The organism is Erwinia sp. AK-PDG3-5 (genome assembly GCF_056821705.1).
The window spans coordinates 4,629,849-4,647,061 of record NZ_CM165967.1 but is presented as its reverse complement, the minus strand read 5'-3'; the positions used below and the strand labels follow the sequence as shown (position 1 = coordinate 4,647,061).

The following is a 17,213-nucleotide window of genomic DNA, read 5'->3' as shown; positions in this document are numbered from 1 at the left end:
TTGGCATGTTGCAAGAGTAGACGGAAAATTGCCTGCTTAAGCCGGCGGAAATCACAATGTTGAGGCAGCAAGGGGTTAGCCATTGTCAGCCTGAGCGAATATGGGTATTAATAGCTCCACTCTTCACAAAAAAGTGACGGAACTATGCTGAAAATACTGGGACGCGCCTCATCAATCAACGTTCGCAAAGTGCTGTGGGTTTGTGAAGAGCTGGACATCGCCTTCCGCCGGGAAGACTGGGGCGACGGATTTACATCCCCCCAGGACGCCGCTTTCAAAAACATGAATCCCAATGCCCTGATCCCGGTTATACAGGAAGGGGATTTCATCCTTTGGGAATCCAACACCATTATCCGTTATCTGGCCAATGCGTACGGCGGCGGCTGGCTGTATCCCGAGGATCCCCGCGCCCGTGCGCCCGTCGATCAGTGGATTGACTGGCAGGCCACCGAGCTGAATACCTCCTGGCGCTACGCCTTTATGTCGCTGGTTCGCCACTCTCCGGCGCATCAGGATCCGCGTTTACTGGCCGCGGCGAGTAAAGGCTGGTCGCATACCATGGGCATTCTCAATGCGCAGCTGGAGCGTACCGGCGCGTTTGTCGCGGGCAAAGCCTTCTCGCTGGCGGATATCCCGGTCGGACTGTCGGTTAACCGCTGGTATGAAACGCCGCTGGACCATCCTGACTTTCCGGCGGTGCGGGCCTACTACGAGCGACTGACCCTGCGCAAAGGTTATGCGACCTATGGCCGCAACGGCACGCCGTAATCTCAGGCGATACCCGCTTCCAGCCCGCTAAGTTCACAGGCCACCGCACCGGTTCGCTTCAGCGCCCAGGTGTAGCGTTCATCAAAGGGATAGCAGCAGGAGAGGCGAAGCGCGCTGTTGCCGCGATCGCTCAGGGTATAGAGCGCGCCGGGCGTCAGGCATATCTTCTCCTGCAACAGGCGATGGAACAGCTCGACGGTATCCACTTTCGCCGGCAGCTCCACCCAGAAGACAAAGCCGCCGCTGGGCAGCGTTGCCTGGGTTCCCTGCGGGAAATGGCGGGCAATGATGCCTCGCGCCTCATCCAGCTGCGCGGCATAGCGGCGGCGCATGGTGCGCAGATGATGATCGTAGCCGCCTGATTCCAGAAAATGGCCCAGCGTTTCTGACAACAACCGCGACTCCGCCAGCGAAGAGACGGCTTTCAGCCTGGCCAGTTCACCGCTAAACCGTCCCGCCGCGATCCAGCCGATATGGAAATCGGGTGCCACCGTTTTGGTAAAACTGGCGCAGTACAGAACCCACCCCTGGGTATCGAAGGCTTTTACCGAAGGCGCGAGGGGCCAGCAGAACTGGAGCTCGCCGTACAAACCGTCTTCCAGTAGCGGCACCTGGTAGCGGTTGACCAGCTTCGCCAGCCGCTTTTTATCGTCCAGCGTCATGCTGCATCCCAGCGGATTCTGCACGTTGGGCATGGCGACAATCGCCTGCAGCCGTTTTTCCTGTAGCAGCAGCTCCAGCGCATCCAGCGACATCCCGTGTTGGGGATCGGTGGGGATTTCCAGCACCTTCAGCCCCAGGCTTGCCAGCAGCGGGAACAGGTAAAAATAGGTTGGCGTTTCGACGCCCACACAGTCACCGGGCCGGGTGACCGCCCGCAGCGCCAGCTGGAGCGCTTCCATACAGCCGTGGGTCAGGGTGATATCTTCGGTGGCCAGCGCCATGCCCAAATCCATCGAGCGTTTGGCGATTGCCCGACGTAGGCGTTCGCTGCCGGGTGGCAACGCATAGCGGCCAATCAACTCCGGCTCGCGGCGTAACAGCGAGGCCATAATGCGGCTGATTTTTGCCGTGGGAAAAAAATCACTGTTCTGCGGGCAGGCCAGCGAGATATTGGTGTAGTCCGGATGATTCTGCGCGGCAAAAACCGCATCAATCAAATCCAGCTTTTCGCTGCTGGGAGAGCGCACTTTCGGCCGCCGATCGCCGCTGCTTTTCACCGAAGGCAGCATGCCACGCACGTAATAACCGGATTGAGGTCGTGCTTCGATCAGGCCGCGATCTTCAAGGATACGGTAGGCCGTCAGCACCGTATTGATACTGACCTGATGATTACTGGCGCAACGTCGTATCGCGGGCAGACGCGTGCCGGGCAGGAAAGTGCCATTATGGATGGCTTCTGCCAGCGATTCCGCCAGCTGATGATAGAGGGTACTTTCCTGCGGTTCGACAATGGACACAATCGCCTGCCTTAGTGATGGGTACAGTGAAAGTCATTTCGACATTGTACTCATTACAATAGTGTATTTCTGAATCTGTTACCATCCTGCCGCCCGCACTACCATGGTGTTCTCAACCACCTGCAGGATACAAACCATGCTTGATCCCTCCTTTTTCAGTTATGTCACCGTTATGTCGATTACGCCTGGGCCGAACAACCTGATGCTGGCGACCTCTGGCGTCAATTTTGGCATGCGTAGAACGCTGCCGATGCTGCTGGGAATCATGATCGGCTGCGCGATCCAGACGGCGATAGCGGGATTGCTGCTGGAGGTGTTGCTGGTGTGGATGAGCGCCATTCGCCTGCCGTTAACGCTGTTGGGCGCGGCTTATCTGCTCTGGCTGTCATGGAAAATTTTCCGCAGCGGCGCGCCAGAATTGCGTGAGAAAGCGCAGCCGATGACGCTGCTGGGCGGGGCAATGTTCCAGGCGATTAACCCAAAAGCCTGGCTGATGGCCACCAACGTCGCGCTGATGTACACCGCCAGCAGCGGAATTTTGACGGTGATGATTGGGTTTATGGCGCTGAATCTGCCGTGCATTCTGATCTGGGCAGCGATGGGAGACCGGCTGGGGAAACATCTGCAGGTGGCGTGGAAGCTGCGGGTCTTTAACACCGTGATGGCACTGTCGCTGATGGCGACGACGTTATGGATGCTCGTGGAAGTGATCCACCCCTGATCGTAAAGGGCGGCCTTGCAGCCGCCCTTTATTGTTTGTTGCCCGGCCAGTAATTACTTACCGATTACCGCCGCATTGGCTTCTTCTGCTTCATCGTTCGCGGCTGAAGTTGGGGTGTATTCCAACTGCAGAACACGACTGGTTTCCGCCAGCTCTTTCTCAGTCGCCGCCACGTTGCCGTTCAGCTTCCTTCCATACGACGGGATCATCGTTTTCAGCTTCGCCTGCCACTCCATTGATGAGAAGCGATCCTCAAACACTTTGGCCATCAGATCGATCATGATTGGCGCAGCGGTTGACGCGCCCGGAGACGCACCCAGCAGAGCAGAGATGGTGCCATCCTGAGAGGTCACCACTTCGGTACCCAGTTTCAGCACGCCACCTTTATCCGCATCTTTCTTGATGATCTGCACGCGCTGACCGGCCTTCACCAGACGCCAGTCTTCCTTTCTGGCTTCGGGGAAGTACTCTTGCAGCGCCTTCAGCCGATCGTCATCGGTCAGCATCACCTGACCTACCAGGTATTTCACCAGATCGAAGTTGCTCAGCCCAACGTGCAGCATCGGCTTAATGTTGGAAGAGGTCAGCGAGCCAAACATATCCAACAGCGAACCCTGCTTCAGGAACTTGGTGGAGAAGGTGGCGAACGGACCAAACAGCAGCGTCTGTTTACCATCCAGCATCCGCGTATCCAGATGCGGAACCGACATCGGCGGTGCGCCTACGGACGCTTTGCCATAGACTTTCGCCAGATGACGCTTCACCACGTCCGGGTTCTCGGAGACCAGGAACTCGCCGCCCACCGGGAAGCCGGCATAGTCTTTCACTTCCGGGATGCCCGATTTTTGTAACAGCGTCAGGCCCGCACCGCCCGCGCCGATAAAGACATATTTGGCACGCAGCGTTTTTTCCTGACCGTTGTTTTTCAGGTCGGCGAGGGTCACGCTCCAGCTACCGTCTTCGTTACGCTTGATATCCCGCACTTCATGGCTGGTTTTGAGCGAGAATTGCGGGCTCTTCTGCAGCGAATTCACCAGTTGATGGGTGATTTCGCCGAAGTTGACGTCGGTACCGGTCAGAATACGGGTCGCAGCAATGCGGTCAGTCGATTCGCGACCTTCCATCATCAACGGCACCCACTCCCTGACTTTTTCCGCATCTTCTGAATATTCCATGCCACGGAACAGCGTGCTTTTCTGCAAGGCTTCAAAGCGTTTTTTCAGGAATTCGACATTGTCGTCACCCCAGACAAAGCTCATGTGCGGCACGCTGTTGATAAAGCTGCGAGGGTTTTGCAGGTTGCCTTTTTGCACCTGATACGCCCAGAACTGGCGGGAAATCTGGAAGGATTCATTGATTTCCACGGCCTTTTTGATCTCAATCGAGCCGTCGCTTTTTTCCGGGGTGTAGTTCATCTCTGCCAGCGCGGAATGGCCCGTGCCTGCATTGTTCCAGCCGTTTGAACTCTCTTCAGCGATGCTATCCAGACGTTCAACCATGCCAAGACGCCACGTGGGCTCAAGCTCCTGTAAATAGGTGCCGAGCGTGGCGCTCATGATTCCGCCGCCGATCAACAACACATCGACGTCATTTTTCTCTTCTTCAGCCGTTACCGATTTTGCCAAACTTATTGCGTTGAACCAGCCAGCCAGGCGTACTGCTAAATTTCGCATGAGGGCGACTTCTCCGTATGTTGAATCATCAACATGGTAAGCAGGTGAAACAGTTTCGGCTTCTGAGGAGCGCGTTTTGCTGTCTCGTTTTTCCAAGGTAATTTTTAAGCAAATCCACACATTAAAACGAATGTATTGAAAATGATTAAAGCGATAGAAATATACCATTGTTACCAGTCAATTAAAAAATTGTTTAAAGATTAAAAATGAGAATGAAAAATAAAACGAAATTAGTAACATTGATACCGCGCCGTGAGGGTGGCGCGGTCAGAGGAAGAGAGAGCCGTAGAGCTATTTTATAATCAGCGACTTAGGTGCAATGAGGGCATCGCGCCCTCAGCGGCTCGCGCTTTTTAGCCGAACAGGTGCGGAATCATTTTTTTTCGCAGCGCGTTTAGCTTTTTAACATTAGCGCGGGGCACTGTCAGGCAGCTTACGGTGGCTGATCGCCAGGCGGTTATAGGCATTCATCAGGCCAATGGCGATGGTCATATCGCTGATCTCTTTTTCACTGAACGCCGCTTCAACCTCAGCAAAGACCGCATCCGGTGCGTGGGTTTTGGCTATCAAGGTTAGTGACTCTGCCCATGCCAGCGCTGCTTTTTCACGCAAGGTGAACCAGTCGCCCGCTTCCCGCCAGACCTGGGTCAGCACAATTTTGTCCCACGGCAGGCCCCCTTTGTGCAATGCTTTGGTATGCATATCAATGCAGTATGCGCAGCCATTGATTTCCGATACGCGCAGGAAAACCAACTCGATCAGATCCTGTGGCAGGCCGCATTGCGCAACATAGTTGTAGACGCCGCCGAGCGCTTTCATGCCAGCCGGGGCAACCTGGGTGTAATCGATACGTTCGCTCATTTTTCTATCCTTTAATGGTCTGGTGCAGGTGAGGGGCTGAATAGCTCCGCGCTGGCGATGATTCTCTCTTCTTCGATGGGACAGTAAAAGTGCCAGGAATTGACAAAAACAGTGGCCCATCTGCCGTGCAGATTGCGCTCTCAAGACTTGGGGTACTGACGCTGAGCGAGCAGATCCGCGATGAGATGACCGCCGCTATCCGCGAAGGTCAGCTGGTGGCTGGCGCGCGAGTAGCATCCTGCCGGGATCTTGCGGCTCAGCTTGGGGTGGCAAGAGGAACGGTCCGCCATGCTTACGATATGCTGGTCGACAGCCAGTTGCTGGTGGCGAAGGGCGCGGCGGGCACCTTTGTCGCGGCACAGCTGCCGGCTACTGCGAAAGCCGGTACCCGGCAAAAAGTAATGTCGCCATTGTTCGACATTATTCACGACTTCGATTTACCGCCGCTCACCTTCCAGATGGGCGTACCGGCGGATGATGCGTTTCCCGCTAAAGTCTGGTCGCGCATTCTGACTCGCCACGCCCGCGAGATGGCGACGCGGCCGGTGAGCTATCCCGATCCCCGAGGCAGCGTAATGCTGCGGGAACAGCTGGTCAGCTATCTGGCGATGACGCGGGGCATTCGTTGCCAGGCGTCGCAAGTCCTGATCACCAACGGCTATGCGGGCGCGCTCGGGCTGATTTGCCTGACCCTCGGTCTGCGGGACCAGCAGGCGTGGATGGAAGATCCCGGTTACCTGCTGGCGCGCAAAGCGCTGGAGATGGCCGGCGTGACGCCGGTGGGCATTTCGGTGGACAGCGAAGGGATACGGGTGGACCAAGGCAAACGGCTGGCGCCTGACGCGCGTATCGCTCTGGTGACGCCAGGCCAGCAGGCGCCGCTGGGCATGACGCTTTCTCTGGCGCGCAGGAGCGAGCTGATTCAGTGGGCGCAGCAAACCGATGGCCTGATTGTCGAAGATGACTATCTGGGTGAACTTCAGCTTGATGGCCGGGCGGCGCCGGCAATGGCTTCGCTGGACAGCGAGCGCGTGCTGCATATTGGCACCTTCAGTAAGAACCTTAGCCCTTCACTGCGTTTAGGCTATCTGGTGGTGCCGGAAAGGCTGGCGAGCCGCTTTGGCGACGTCACGGCTTTACTGTCTCCAGCCTCCTCCTTTGTTTTGCACAATGCGGTGGCTGAATTTTTACGGGAAGGGCATTTTATGCGGCATTTACGGCGCATGAAACGGCTGTACGCGGAGCGGCTGGAGAATATGTTGCAGGCTTTGCGACCGCATTTCCCGTCGGTGACCCGGGCGGCACTCGGCGTGGTCATTGAATTGCCGGCTGGCACGCGGGACAGCGTGATCGCGCGCGAAGCGCTTGCCTGGGGCATGGCGCCAACGGCGCTTTCCGTCTGGTATCAGTGTGCAGAACGGCGTCGTTATGGCTTAGTGCTTAGCGTGACCAATATGCCGAAAGGGGGATTTGAAGGCAGTGCGCTGAGGTTAAAAATGTTGGTCGAGCAGTGTGGCTGAAGGGGAAATTTCCTGCGCTGTGACCAGCGCAGGAGGCAGAGCATCAGGCGTTTTTCGCTGCTGCAGCTGCTTTAACGATCACCGCGAAAGCATCTGCTTTCAGTGATGCGCCGCCAACCAGCGCACCGTCGATGTCCGGCTGAGCAAACAGTTCAGCGGCGTTCTTGTCGTTTACAGAACCGCCGTACTGAATGATAACCTGAGCGGCAACGGCTTCATCTTTTTTGGCAATATGGCCACGAATGAATTTGTGAACCGCCTGGGCCTGAGCTGGAGTCGCCGATTTACCGGTACCGATCGCCCATACTGGCTCGTAAGCAATAACCACACCGTTGAACGCGTCCGCGCCCTGAGTGTTCAGCACCGCATCGATCTGACGTGCGCAGACTTCTTCGGTTTTGCCCGCTTCGTTTTCTGCTTCGGTTTCACCGATGCACAGCACAGGGATCAGACCGGCTGCTTTCAGCACGGCAAACTGCTCAGCCACGAACTCGTCGCTCTCTTTATGGTAAGTACGACGCTCAGAGTGGCCGATAATGATGTATTTCGCGCCAACGTCTTTCAGCATGTCGGCAGAAATTTCACCGGTAAACGCACCCGACAGGTTCACACCCACATTCTGCGCGCCAAGGGCGATATGGCTGCCAGAAATAGCGTGTTTCGCCAGATCCAGATACATCACCGGAGGGGCAATGGCTACGCCGCAGCCGTCAACATTGCTCAGCTCTGAACGCAGGCCGGCAATCAGTTCGTTGACCATATGCTTGCTGCCGTTCAGTTTCCAGTTACCCATTACTAACGGATGTCGCATTATATCCTCCACGCTTAGCGCGATGCTGTTAAATTACCCTGCCTTGGCAGCGTTGTCTGCCAGACAGTATAGAGATCAAAAACACGAAAGGCTTTGCTTTTCGTCATCTTTGCGGACGGTCAGTTGGTGGCCAGCGCGAGTTTGATCGGCTCGATGGCGAAGGTCAGACCCTTGTCGCCATTGTCCGCCACGATGTAGCGCACCGCGCCCTCATCCTGAGTGTAATAGCGCGATCCTTTCCCTTTGCTCAGCACATCATCCAGCCGTTTCAGGCTTTGCGCTTCGTTAAGCGTCGGCTCGAAAAAACGCTCCATGGCGGCCATATACGCACGGGCTTTATCCTGCGCTTCCTTCTGATCCGGACCGGGCACCGGTAGCCAGGTTATCTGTAACGTTTTGATCTTACCGGTCCCTTGTTCAAGGGCGGTCGACGCGTACAGATTTTCATTGATCTTGCTGGCGGCGCGGGTCAAATTACTTTTGTCCCCGCGGTTGTCGATGGCGCGATATTCAGCAATCTGTAACGTTGGGTAGATAGCATTATACTTTTCGCGAAACTGGCCGATAGTCATATCAAAGGTGGGCGATCCCGCCTGAAGATAAGGCGCGGCAGGCAGGTGTTCAGTACGATCCTGCGCAACAGGGGCGTCGTCTGCTCTGGCCGCCGTAAGCGTTAGCAGTAACGTGATGCCCAAAAAAATCGCTTTATTCATACCATCAGCCCTAACCAATAAATTCAGCTCAAGATTAGAACGGACAATGACCGGCAAAGTCAAAGCCTGACGCTGTTCTGGGGGATAAAAATGACCTTACAAGCGTGGTGTTTTTCCTGGCGGGGCCGAATAGGACGCCGGGATCTGTGGGTCTGGCTGACGCTGTGGCTGGCACTGATGGTGGTGCTGTTCTGGCTGGCCGACCGGGGATTTATGTCGACACAAACTGCGGCTTTTTGCGTGGTTTGTCTGCTATGGCCGACCGGTGCGGTGGTGGTGAAACGCCTGCACGATCGCAATAAAACCGGCTACTGGGCGCTGCTGTTGGTGGTTGCGTGGGTATTACTGGCGCGTGACTGGGATATGTTACCGGCCAACTGGCAGTGGGCGTTGGGATGCTTTATTCCAACCCTGATTCTGGTGACCATGATGCTGGAACTCGGCACCTTTAGCGGCACGCCGGGCGAGAACCGCTTTGGTAAAGCGGCCAGCCCGGTGAACTATTTACGTCGCAGGGCACCTGATTACCAGTAATGCTCGGCGGTCATATGGCCGGGTTTACGTTTCAGGTGCTTGCGCATCTCGCGGGTCTCTTTCAACAGCTGTTGGGTGTCTCTGACCATTTGCGGATTGCCGCACAGCATGACGTGGCTGTCTTCAGCATTCATTGGCAGGCCAACGGCGGATTCCAGCTCACCACTCTCAATCAGCGCCGGGACGCGGCCGGTCAGTGAACCGGTAATCTCTTCGCGGCTGACCACGGTCTGGATGCGTAACTGACCGTTATAACGCTGCTGCAGCTGCTGCATCAGCGGCAGGTAGCTCAGATCCTGGGCATAGCGGGCGGCATGAACCAGCACGATATTCTCAAAGCGCGCCAGGCCTTTGCCTTCCTGCAAAATCGACAGGTAGGGACCGATGGCGGTGCCGGTTGCCAGCATCCACAGCGTTTTGCATTCCGGGACTTCATCCACCACAAAAAATCCGGCCGATTCTTTAGTGATCATCACTTCGTCACCTGGCTTCAGGGCATGCAGGCGCGGGCTGAGTTTGCCTTCCGGCACGGTGACCAGATAGAACTCCAGATTGTTATCGCTCGGGGCATTAACAAAGGAGTAAGCCCGCTGCACGCGCTCTCCGTCAATTTCCAGCGCCAGCTTGGCAAACTGACCGGCAGTAAACGGGTCGATGGGGGCAGTGACGATCAGACTGAATAAACTGTCGGTAAAATCGTTCACCTGTTTGATGCTGGCGTTAACCCATTCGGCCATAAATAACTCCTTTATTCGGGGGTAAGGGCAAGGTGGCGTAGCGGTATCTTCTCCACTCAGCGGCTGATTTTCCAGTGTCAGTCGGTGACAAAGCTCGTATCGACAAATTGTCCGCACCTGTAAACACTATAACGTACAGATAGATTTACGCTGCTGCCTGCTTTCTCTGACAGTTGATGCGCAACCATTTTTAGCCTGCCTCTCGCTTTGTCATCGAATCCTGATATTTTCCCCGGCATAACACTCCCTCCTGCTGGCCTTATTGCTGAATTAAGTGAATAACGCCGATAAATGTGCTGAACGAAATGAGAAAAATTGAAAACGGGCATCTGTTGCTGATGCTGATTGCGCTGGTGGCTGTCGGTCAAATGGCGCAGACCATCTATGTCCCGGCGATGGCGACCATTGCCGAGGCGTTTAACGTCCGGGATGGCGCGGTACAACGGGTGATGGCGGCATACCTGATAACTTATGGCGGCTCCCAGCTGTTGTATGGGCCGTTGTCCGACAATATCGGCCGCCGCCCGGTGATCCTCGCCGGTCTGGCGATTTTCTGCGTGGGTACTCTGGTGGCACTCAATGCGGCCACCTTCGATCTGCTGGTGCTCGGCAGCGCGATTCAGGGACTGGGCACCGGCGTGGCGGGCGTGATGGCCCGTACCATGCCGCGCGATCTGTATGCCGGCAGCACGTTAAGGCTGGCAAACAGCCTGCTGAATATGGGTATCCTGGTCAGCCCGCTGGTGGCACCGGTGATTGGCGCGCTGCTGACGCATCTGTTCGGCTGGCAGGCCTGTTTTGCTTTCCTGCTGCTGCTGTGTTTCTGCGTGGGCGCGGCGATGCTGCGCTGGTTACCGGAAACGCGTCCCGCACCGGTTGAGAAACGGCGGTTATTCTCGCGCTATCGCCCGCTGCTGGCCGATGGCACCTTTATTCGCTACCTGATTATGCTGATGGGAGCGTTGGGCGGCATCGCGGTGTTTGAGGCCAGCTGTGGCGTGTTGATGGGCGGCGTACTGGGCCTGAACAGTCTGACCGTCAGCCTGCTGTTTATACTGCCAATCCCGGCGGCCTTTTTTGGTGCCTGGTTTGCCGGGCGCGATAACCGGCCTTTCCCACAGTTGATGTGGTGGTCAGTGAACAGCTGCCTGCTGGCCGGGGCGCTGATGTGGATCCCCGGCTGGTTTGGGGTGATGACCATCTGGACGCTGATCGTCCCGGCGGCGGTGTTCTTCTTTGGGGCCGGGATGCTGTTTCCGTTGGCAACAACCGGTGCGATGGAACCCTGGCCTTATATGGCGGGGACCGCGGGGGCGTTGTTGGGAGGATTGCAGAATCTGGGATCGGGTCTGGCTGCATGGCTTTCCGCCCTGTTGCCGCAGACCGGGCAGTTCAGCCTGGGTATGCTGATGTCGGCGATGGCGCTGCTGATCCTGCTGTGCTGGCTGCCGCTTTCCCGCCGTCCGGAGCCGATGGCGGTTTAATCGCGACCGCCGCCCATAAAAAACGGCCCAGCCAGCAACACTGCTACCGGGGCCGTTTTTATTTGTCCGCAGAACCGGATAACTCAGGCGTTACAGAATAAATGGATGGAGGTTTTCATCTTTGCGATCGAGGTAGTGAATCGACTGAATACGGCGAATGGTGCGGGATTTGCCGCGAACCAGCAGCGTTTCAGTGGTCGCGATATTGCCGTTGCGGGTGATGCCCTTCAGCAGGTCGCCGCTGGTGATGCCGGTTGCCGAGAAAATCACGTTATCGTTACGCGCCATCTCGTCCAGACGTAAAACCTTGCCGGCTTCGATGCCCATTTCCTGACAGCGTTTCAGCTCCTGCTCGCCGAGCGCGCGGTTCTCCGGCGTGTCGCCTTTGACATCATGACGCGCCAGCAGGCGGCCTTGCATATCGCCATCCATCGCCCGGATCACCGCCGCCGAAATCACGCCTTCAGGTGCGCCGCCGATGCCGTACATCACATCCACTTCACTGTCTGGCATACAGGTCAGGATCGATGCAGCAACATCGCCATCGGGAATGGCAAAAATCCGCACGCCAAGCTGCTGTAGCTGGGCAATCACGGCATCGTGGCGGGGCTTCGCCAGAATGGTGACGGTCAGTTCAGACAGCGGCTTGTGCAGCGCCTCAGCGACGCGCTTCAGATTCTCTTCGAGTGGCAAAGCCAGATCGATTGCGCCTTTCGCACCGGGCCCGACGATCAGTTTTTCCATATACATATCGGGCGCATTCAGGAAGGTGCCCTTGTCGCCAACCGCCAGCACCGCCAGCGCATTAGGCTGGCCCATCGCGGTCATGCGGGTGCCTTCAATCGGATCGACGGCGATATCTACCGCATCACCCTCGCCGCTGCCGACCTTCTCGCCGATATATAACATCGGGGCTTCATCAATCTCGCCCTCGCCAATGACGATCTGGCCGTCAATGTTCACTTTGTTCAGCATGATGCGCATGGCGTGGACGGCAGCGCCGTCTGCGGCGTTTTTGTCACCGCGTCCCAGCCACTTGTAGCCTGCCAGAGCAGCGGCTTCCGTTACGCGTGAAAATTCAATGGCGAGTTCTCGTTTCATGATTGGCCTCGGGAAATGTTGAGGCGGAAAGTTTATCACAGCGGGGAAAGAGGGAGGGGGGAAAAGCCCGTAGCCGGGAGGCCACGGGCAATTTTCAGACTTACGAGTCGTCCTGATCTTCCCACGCCTGAGCGCGAGAAACGGCTTTTTTCCAGCCGGCATAGAGGTAGTTACGCTGGGTGGTTTCGATGCTTGGGCGGAACTCACGCTCAATCACCGCTTTTTCACGCACTTCATCCAGATCAGACCAGAAACCGACGGCCAGGCCAGCCAGGTACGCTGAACCTAATGCGGTCACTTCCAGCACTTCAGGGCGCTCAACACGCGTTCCCAGAATGTCGGACTGGAACTGCATCAGGAAGTTGTTGGCAACCGCACCCCCATCCACACGCAGAGACTGCAGGCGGGTATTGGCATCGATCTGCATCGCTTCCAGCACGTCACGCGTCTGATAAGCAATCGACTCCAGCGTGGCACGGATGATGTGGTTAGCATTCGCACCGCGCGTCAGGCCGAAGATCGCGCCACGGGCATACGGGTCCCAGTATGGCGCACCCAGGCCGGTAAAGGCAGGGACCATATAAACGCCGTTGCTGTCCTTCACTTTAGTCGCAAAGTACTCGGAGTCGGTTGCATCGCCGATCAGTTTCATCTCATCGCGCAGCCACTGGATAGAGGCACCGCCGATAAATACCGCGCCTTCCAGTGCGTAGTTCACTTCACCGCGTGGGCCACAGGCGATAGTGGTCAACAGGCCGTTGGTTGAGGTCACCGCTTCAGTACCGGTGTTCATCAACATAAAGCAGCCGGTGCCGTAGGTATTTTTTGCCATACCCGGTTGAACACACATCTGGCCGTACAGCGCCGCCTGCTGGTCACCGGCGATACCGGCGATTGGAATACGCGTACCGCCTTTACCACCGATGTTGGTCTGACCGTACACTTCAGAAGATGACTTCACTTCTGGCAGCATTTCACGCGGGATATCAAGGATATCCAGCATGCGCTGATCCCACTCCAGCTTGTGGATGTTAAACATCATGGTACGCGAGGCGTTGGTGTAATCGGTGATGTGTACCCGTCCCTGCGTCATTTTCCACACCAGCCAGGAGTCAACCGTACCAAACAGCAGCTCGCCACGTTTCGCACGATCGCGTGAGCCTTCCACGTGGTCGAGGATCCACTTCACCTTGGTACCGGAGAAGTAAGGGTTAATCACCAGGCCGGTAGTGTGCTGGATATACTCTTCCAGCCCTTCTTTTTTCAGTTTTGCACAGTAGTCAGCGGTGCGCGGATCCTGCCAGACGATAGCGTTGTAGATCGGCTTGCCGGTTTCTTTGTCCCAGACAATGGTGGTCTCACGCTGGTTGGTGATACCGATCGCGGCAATCTCGTCTGAACGAATATCGGCGTGCGCCAGCACTTCTACCAGCGTGGAGCTTTGGGAAGCCCAGATATCCATCGGGTCATGCTCAACCCAGCCGGGCTTAGGATAAATTTGCTGAAATTCGCGCTGGGAGACGGCAACGATGTTGGAGTCATGATCCAGGATCACGGCACGAGAGCTGGTCGTCCCCTGATCGAGCGCGACAATGTATTTTTTTTCTGTGGTCATAATTCATTCCTGATGGTGTAAAGGGTTAGCACTTACGCTTTACGCTGCTCAGCACGCGCTATCGTCTTCTCGTCTTTCTTTACTACAGCTGCGCCAGGCAGGTTACGGGCAATCAGATAGCGATAGCCAACTGCGCCCAGGCTGGCGCCCACAATCGGTCCAAAGATTGGCACGAGGAAATACGGGATATCACGGCCACCGGTAAAGGCGACGTTACCCCAACCCGCAAGCCAGGCAAAGAGTTTCGGTCCGAAATCACGCGCCGGGTTCAGTGCAAAGCCGGTCAGAGGACCCATTGAGCCACCGATTACCGCAATCAGCAGGCCAATCAGCAGCGGAGCCATCGGACCGCGAGGCAGGCCGTTACCGTCATCGGTCAGCGCCATAATCAGGCCCATCATCACTGCAGTGATCACCGCTTCAACCAGGAAGGCCTGACCAACGCCAATGTGCGGGTTTGGATAGGTGGAGAAAATCCCGGCCAGATCGAGGCTCTCAATACTGCCACGCACCATCTGATGCGATTGTTCGTAATCAAAGAACAGATTGTAGTAGAGACCGTAAACCAGGGCGGCGGAGCAGAAGGCACCGGCGATTTGTGCCAGAATGTACGGCACAACTTTACGGCGTTCGAAATTGGCGAAAAGACAGAGTGCAATGGTCACTGCAGGATTCAGATGCGCGCCGGAGATAGCGGCGCTGAGATAGATGGCCATCGCAACGGCAATCCCCCAGATGATACTGATTTCCCACTGACCAAAACTTGCACCAGCCAGTTTCAAGGCGGCGACACAGCCGGCACCAAAGAAGATAATGGTGGCGACACCAAGGAATTCGGCGATGCACTGCCCTTTGAGCGTGCTTGTTGCTGTCTGACTCATGATGACATTTCCTGAAGGCGAGGTTTAATGTTGTACTTCGTTTTTTTCTCACTCCCTGAGCCGCCCAAATCTTATGTAGGGCTGATGTAAATTTATCGTTAACGAGCATAAACGAGAAATAGCGAAATCAAAAGTTGTGTGCTGTGTCATAAAAATGAGCGTTTTCGCGTCTTTTTGCTTTCCTGAAACAACATTTCAATTTTCCATTTGATGATTTTTATCCCAAATCGTTAACATTAGCCCCGCAAATACTGCGGGTAATGTTGCAGATTCCAGGTCTATGCTGAAAATTGTTACAGTCTGCACCCTGTGCGGGTTCGCTACTGGACTTGGGGCGCGGGTCTACTTACAATCGGGGAAGCGTTGTTATCCGTGGAATCCCGGCTTATCCCCTCATGATCTGCGGCTGGCAACATCAACGCCTGGCGATTTGGAGAGGTCTTTTACAATGTCATTTGAAGTGTTCGAGAAACTGGAAGCGAAAGTACAACAGGCGATTGATACCATCACCCTGTTACAGATGGAAATTGAAGAGCTGAAAGAGCAGAACAACAACCTGAATCAGCAGGTTCAGCAGGCTGCAGGGAATAGCGAATCAGTGGTGCGTGAGAACCAGCACCTGAAAGAAGAGCAGCTTGTCTGGCAGGAGCGTTTGCGCGCCCTGTTGGGAAAAATGGAAGAAGTCTGATTTAACGGTCAGCAGAGAAACGGGTGCCAGTGGCACCCGTTTTTTTTATTCGATATCGAGCGGATCTTCGGAAAGGATAATGCCGGTGTTGTCGGCGTAAAGATGGTCGCCGGAGAAGAAAGTGACGCCACCGAAGTTGACGCGAATATCGCTCTCGCCAATGCCTTCACCCGCAGCACCGACCGGAATGGCAGCAATCGCCTGAATGCCAATATCCAGCTCTTCCAGATCGTCAACCTGACGAACGGAACCGTACACCACAATGCCTTCCCATTCGTTCTGCAGTGCCAGTCTGGCCAGCGCCGCATCAATCAGCGCACGACGCACCGAACCGCCGCCATCAACCAGCAGCACACGACCTCGCCCGTTTTCCTCCAGCAGATCGTACAACAGCCCGTTGTCCTCGAAACATTTTACCGTGATGATTTGCCCGCCAAACGACGTACGGCCACCGAAGTTTGAAAAGAGCGGTTCAACGACGTTCACATCTTCGTGATAGATGTCGCAGAGTTCAGAAGTATCATATTTCATAAGGGTTTCGTCTGTTTGCCACAGGAACCCTAAGTATATCGCTTTCTCGCCGCTGTTGGCAAAATCATCAATTGTTAAAAGTTGCGATGAGTCAAACACATCGCAGTTAATTGAGGACCAGCCCGAGTGAGAAAAGCAGGTTGAGCAACAAGGCGGATTTAACGGTTTTCGCCAGCATAGGGCGCATGGCGACGGCGGAAGGCTGCTGCGTAATGTAGCGGGCCTGTCTGAACAGCAACGGTGCGGATAGCAGGAATAACCAGCCGGCGAGATTCAACGAAGTGAGCAGGGCAAAACCCGCGCAACAGAGCACGGCCGCGGTGAGGATCAGCTGGTGATAGCGCCTGGCGCCACTCGCCCCTAAGCGCACCGCCAGGGTAAACTTGCCATGCTGCCGATCGCTTTCAATATCGCGCATGTTGTTGACGTTAAGCACCGCGACCGCCATCAACCCACAGGCTGTGGCGGGTAACAGCAGTAACAGGGAGAGTTGATGGGCCTGAAGATAGTAGCTGCCCATTACCCCAAGCCAGCCGAAGAAAATTAATACCGACGCATCGCCCAACCCTAAATAGCCATAGGGTTTCTTGCCGACGGTGTAGGCGATGGCGGCGACGATCGCCACCGCGCCCAGCGCAATAAAGCCCAAAAAATCGTTTACCGACTGACAGGCGCGGATCACCAGTGCGACGCCGGATATCACCGTCATGGCCACGGTGAGGATCAGGGCACTGCGCATCTGCTTCTGACTAATCGCCCCTTTTTGCATGCCCCGCAGTGGCCCGATGCGGGCGGGCGTGTCGCTACCTTTCAGGGCATCACCATAGTCATTCGCCAGGTTGGACAGAATTTGCAGCAGTGCGGTGGTGAGCAGTGCCAGCACGGCGGTGCCCACATTAAAATGTCCTTGCCACCAGGCCAGCGCGGAACCGGTCATCACCGAGGCACAGGCCAGCGGCAGCGTGCGCAAACGCAGGCTTTCCAGCCAGGCGCGGGAAGAAGAGAGTGCGGTCATCGGGTGCAGATTATCCGTCATAGCGGCAGGTCCTGGCTGAGGGAAGACGTGGCGCTATGGTAGCGTCTGCGACGGGGCGGAGAGTTATTCCACGTCAAGG

General features: G+C 56.0%; 17 protein-coding genes. 6 read left to right on the top strand and 11 right to left on the bottom strand.

What is annotated here, in order from left to right; all coding sequences use genetic code 11:
* Positions 1-144 precede the first annotated feature (144 nt).
* Positions 145-768, top strand: coding sequence for a glutathione S-transferase family protein (locus AC1UKS_RS21690; protein WP_482435181.1), 624 nt, complete (start codon positions 145-147; stop codon positions 766-768).
* Positions 769-770: 2 nt separating this feature from the next.
* On the opposite strand, the gene AC1UKS_RS21685 is transcribed toward AC1UKS_RS21690, so the two are convergent.
* Positions 771-2,228: an aminotransferase-like domain-containing protein gene (locus AC1UKS_RS21685; RefSeq protein ID WP_265909367.1), complete on the bottom strand. Its 1,458-nt coding sequence runs from the start codon at positions 2,226-2,228 to the stop codon at positions 771-773.
* A gap of 136 nt (positions 2,229-2,364) precedes the next feature.
* Here AC1UKS_RS21685 and AC1UKS_RS21680 point away from each other — a divergent pair, with 136 nt between their 5' ends.
* On the top strand, positions 2,365-2,949 hold the full coding sequence (locus AC1UKS_RS21680; RefSeq protein WP_013200178.1) for a LysE family translocator: 585 nt from the start codon (positions 2,365-2,367) through the stop codon (positions 2,947-2,949).
* Between the two features lie 53 nt (positions 2,950-3,002).
* Here AC1UKS_RS21680 and mqo read toward each other — a convergent pair whose 3' ends face one another.
* Both mqo and AC1UKS_RS21670 read right to left on the bottom strand, forming a co-directional pair.
* On the bottom strand, positions 3,003-4,622 hold the full coding sequence (gene mqo, locus AC1UKS_RS21675) for a malate dehydrogenase (quinone) (RefSeq protein ID WP_482435179.1): 1,620 nt from the start codon (positions 4,620-4,622) through the stop codon (positions 3,003-3,005).
* A 408-nt stretch (positions 4,623-5,030) separates the two neighbouring features.
* Complete coding sequence (locus AC1UKS_RS21670) at positions 5,031-5,483, bottom strand: carboxymuconolactone decarboxylase family protein (RefSeq protein WP_482435178.1); 453 nt, start codon at positions 5,481-5,483, stop codon at positions 5,031-5,033.
* An 89-nt stretch (positions 5,484-5,572) separates the two neighbouring features.
* Between AC1UKS_RS21670 and pdxR the strand changes: the two genes are divergently transcribed.
* On the top strand, positions 5,573-7,003 hold the full coding sequence (pdxR, locus tag AC1UKS_RS21665) for a MocR-like pyridoxine biosynthesis transcription factor PdxR (RefSeq protein WP_482435177.1): 1,431 nt from the start codon (positions 5,573-5,575) through the stop codon (positions 7,001-7,003).
* 43 nt (positions 7,004-7,046) lie between these two features.
* Here the strand turns inward: pdxR and tpiA are convergent, their stop codons facing one another.
* Complete coding sequence (gene tpiA / locus AC1UKS_RS21660) at positions 7,047-7,814, bottom strand: triose-phosphate isomerase (RefSeq protein WP_482435176.1); 768 nt, start codon at positions 7,812-7,814, stop codon at positions 7,047-7,049.
* Between the two features lie 119 nt (positions 7,815-7,933).
* On the bottom strand, positions 7,934-8,527 hold the full coding sequence (locus tag AC1UKS_RS21655; protein WP_013200183.1) for a DUF1454 family protein: 594 nt from the start codon (positions 8,525-8,527) through the stop codon (positions 7,934-7,936).
* Between the two features lie 90 nt (positions 8,528-8,617).
* On the opposite strand from AC1UKS_RS21655, the gene AC1UKS_RS21650 reads away from it, so the two are divergent.
* Positions 8,618-9,061, top strand: coding sequence for a DUF805 domain-containing protein (locus AC1UKS_RS21650; RefSeq protein ID WP_265909361.1), 444 nt, complete (start codon positions 8,618-8,620; stop codon positions 9,059-9,061).
* Here AC1UKS_RS21650 and fpr read toward each other — a convergent pair.
* Complete coding sequence (gene fpr, locus AC1UKS_RS21645) at positions 9,052-9,798, bottom strand: ferredoxin--NADP(+) reductase (RefSeq protein ID WP_013200185.1); 747 nt, start codon at positions 9,796-9,798, stop codon at positions 9,052-9,054. The genes AC1UKS_RS21650 and fpr overlap by 10 nt on opposite strands.
* 305 nt (positions 9,799-10,103) lie before the next feature.
* On the opposite strand from fpr, the gene emrD reads away from it, so the two are divergent.
* Complete coding sequence (emrD, locus tag AC1UKS_RS21640) at positions 10,104-11,282, top strand: multidrug efflux MFS transporter EmrD (protein ID WP_265909360.1); 1,179 nt, start codon at positions 10,104-10,106, stop codon at positions 11,280-11,282.
* Between the two features lie 90 nt (positions 11,283-11,372).
* On the opposite strand, the gene glpX is transcribed toward emrD, so the two are convergent.
* The 3 genes from glpX to AC1UKS_RS21625 all read right to left on the bottom strand — a co-directional run bounded on the left by glpX (position 11,373) and on the right by AC1UKS_RS21625 (position 14,879).
* The gene (gene glpX, locus AC1UKS_RS21635) at positions 11,373-12,383 is read right to left on the bottom strand and encodes a class II fructose-bisphosphatase (RefSeq protein ID WP_346600753.1); all 1,011 of its coding nucleotides are present in this window, start codon (positions 12,381-12,383) and stop codon (positions 11,373-11,375) included.
* Between the two features lie 100 nt (positions 12,384-12,483).
* Positions 12,484-13,998: a glycerol kinase GlpK gene (gene glpK, locus AC1UKS_RS21630; protein ID WP_482435175.1), complete on the bottom strand. Its 1,515-nt coding sequence runs from the start codon at positions 13,996-13,998 to the stop codon at positions 12,484-12,486.
* Positions 13,999-14,030: 32 nt separating this feature from the next.
* Positions 14,031-14,879: an MIP/aquaporin family protein gene (locus tag AC1UKS_RS21625; protein WP_482435174.1), complete on the bottom strand. Its 849-nt coding sequence runs from the start codon at positions 14,877-14,879 to the stop codon at positions 14,031-14,033.
* 448 nt (positions 14,880-15,327) lie between these two features.
* Here AC1UKS_RS21625 and zapB point away from each other — a divergent pair, with 448 nt between their 5' ends.
* The gene (gene zapB / locus AC1UKS_RS21620) at positions 15,328-15,567 is read left to right on the top strand and encodes a cell division protein ZapB (RefSeq protein WP_013200190.1); all 240 of its coding nucleotides are present in this window, start codon (positions 15,328-15,330) and stop codon (positions 15,565-15,567) included.
* Positions 15,568-15,612: 45 nt separating this feature from the next.
* Here the strand turns inward: zapB and rraA are convergent, their stop codons facing one another.
* Both rraA and AC1UKS_RS21610 read right to left on the bottom strand, forming a co-directional pair.
* Positions 15,613-16,098, bottom strand: a complete 486-nt coding sequence (gene rraA, locus AC1UKS_RS21615; RefSeq protein ID WP_013200191.1) for a ribonuclease E activity regulator RraA — start codon at positions 16,096-16,098, stop codon at positions 15,613-15,615.
* Positions 16,099-16,204: 106 nt separating this feature from the next.
* On the bottom strand, positions 16,205-17,134 hold the full coding sequence (locus AC1UKS_RS21610) for a 1,4-dihydroxy-2-naphthoate polyprenyltransferase (RefSeq protein ID WP_265909358.1): 930 nt from the start codon (positions 17,132-17,134) through the stop codon (positions 16,205-16,207).
* Between the last annotated feature and the right edge of the window lie 79 nt (positions 17,135-17,213).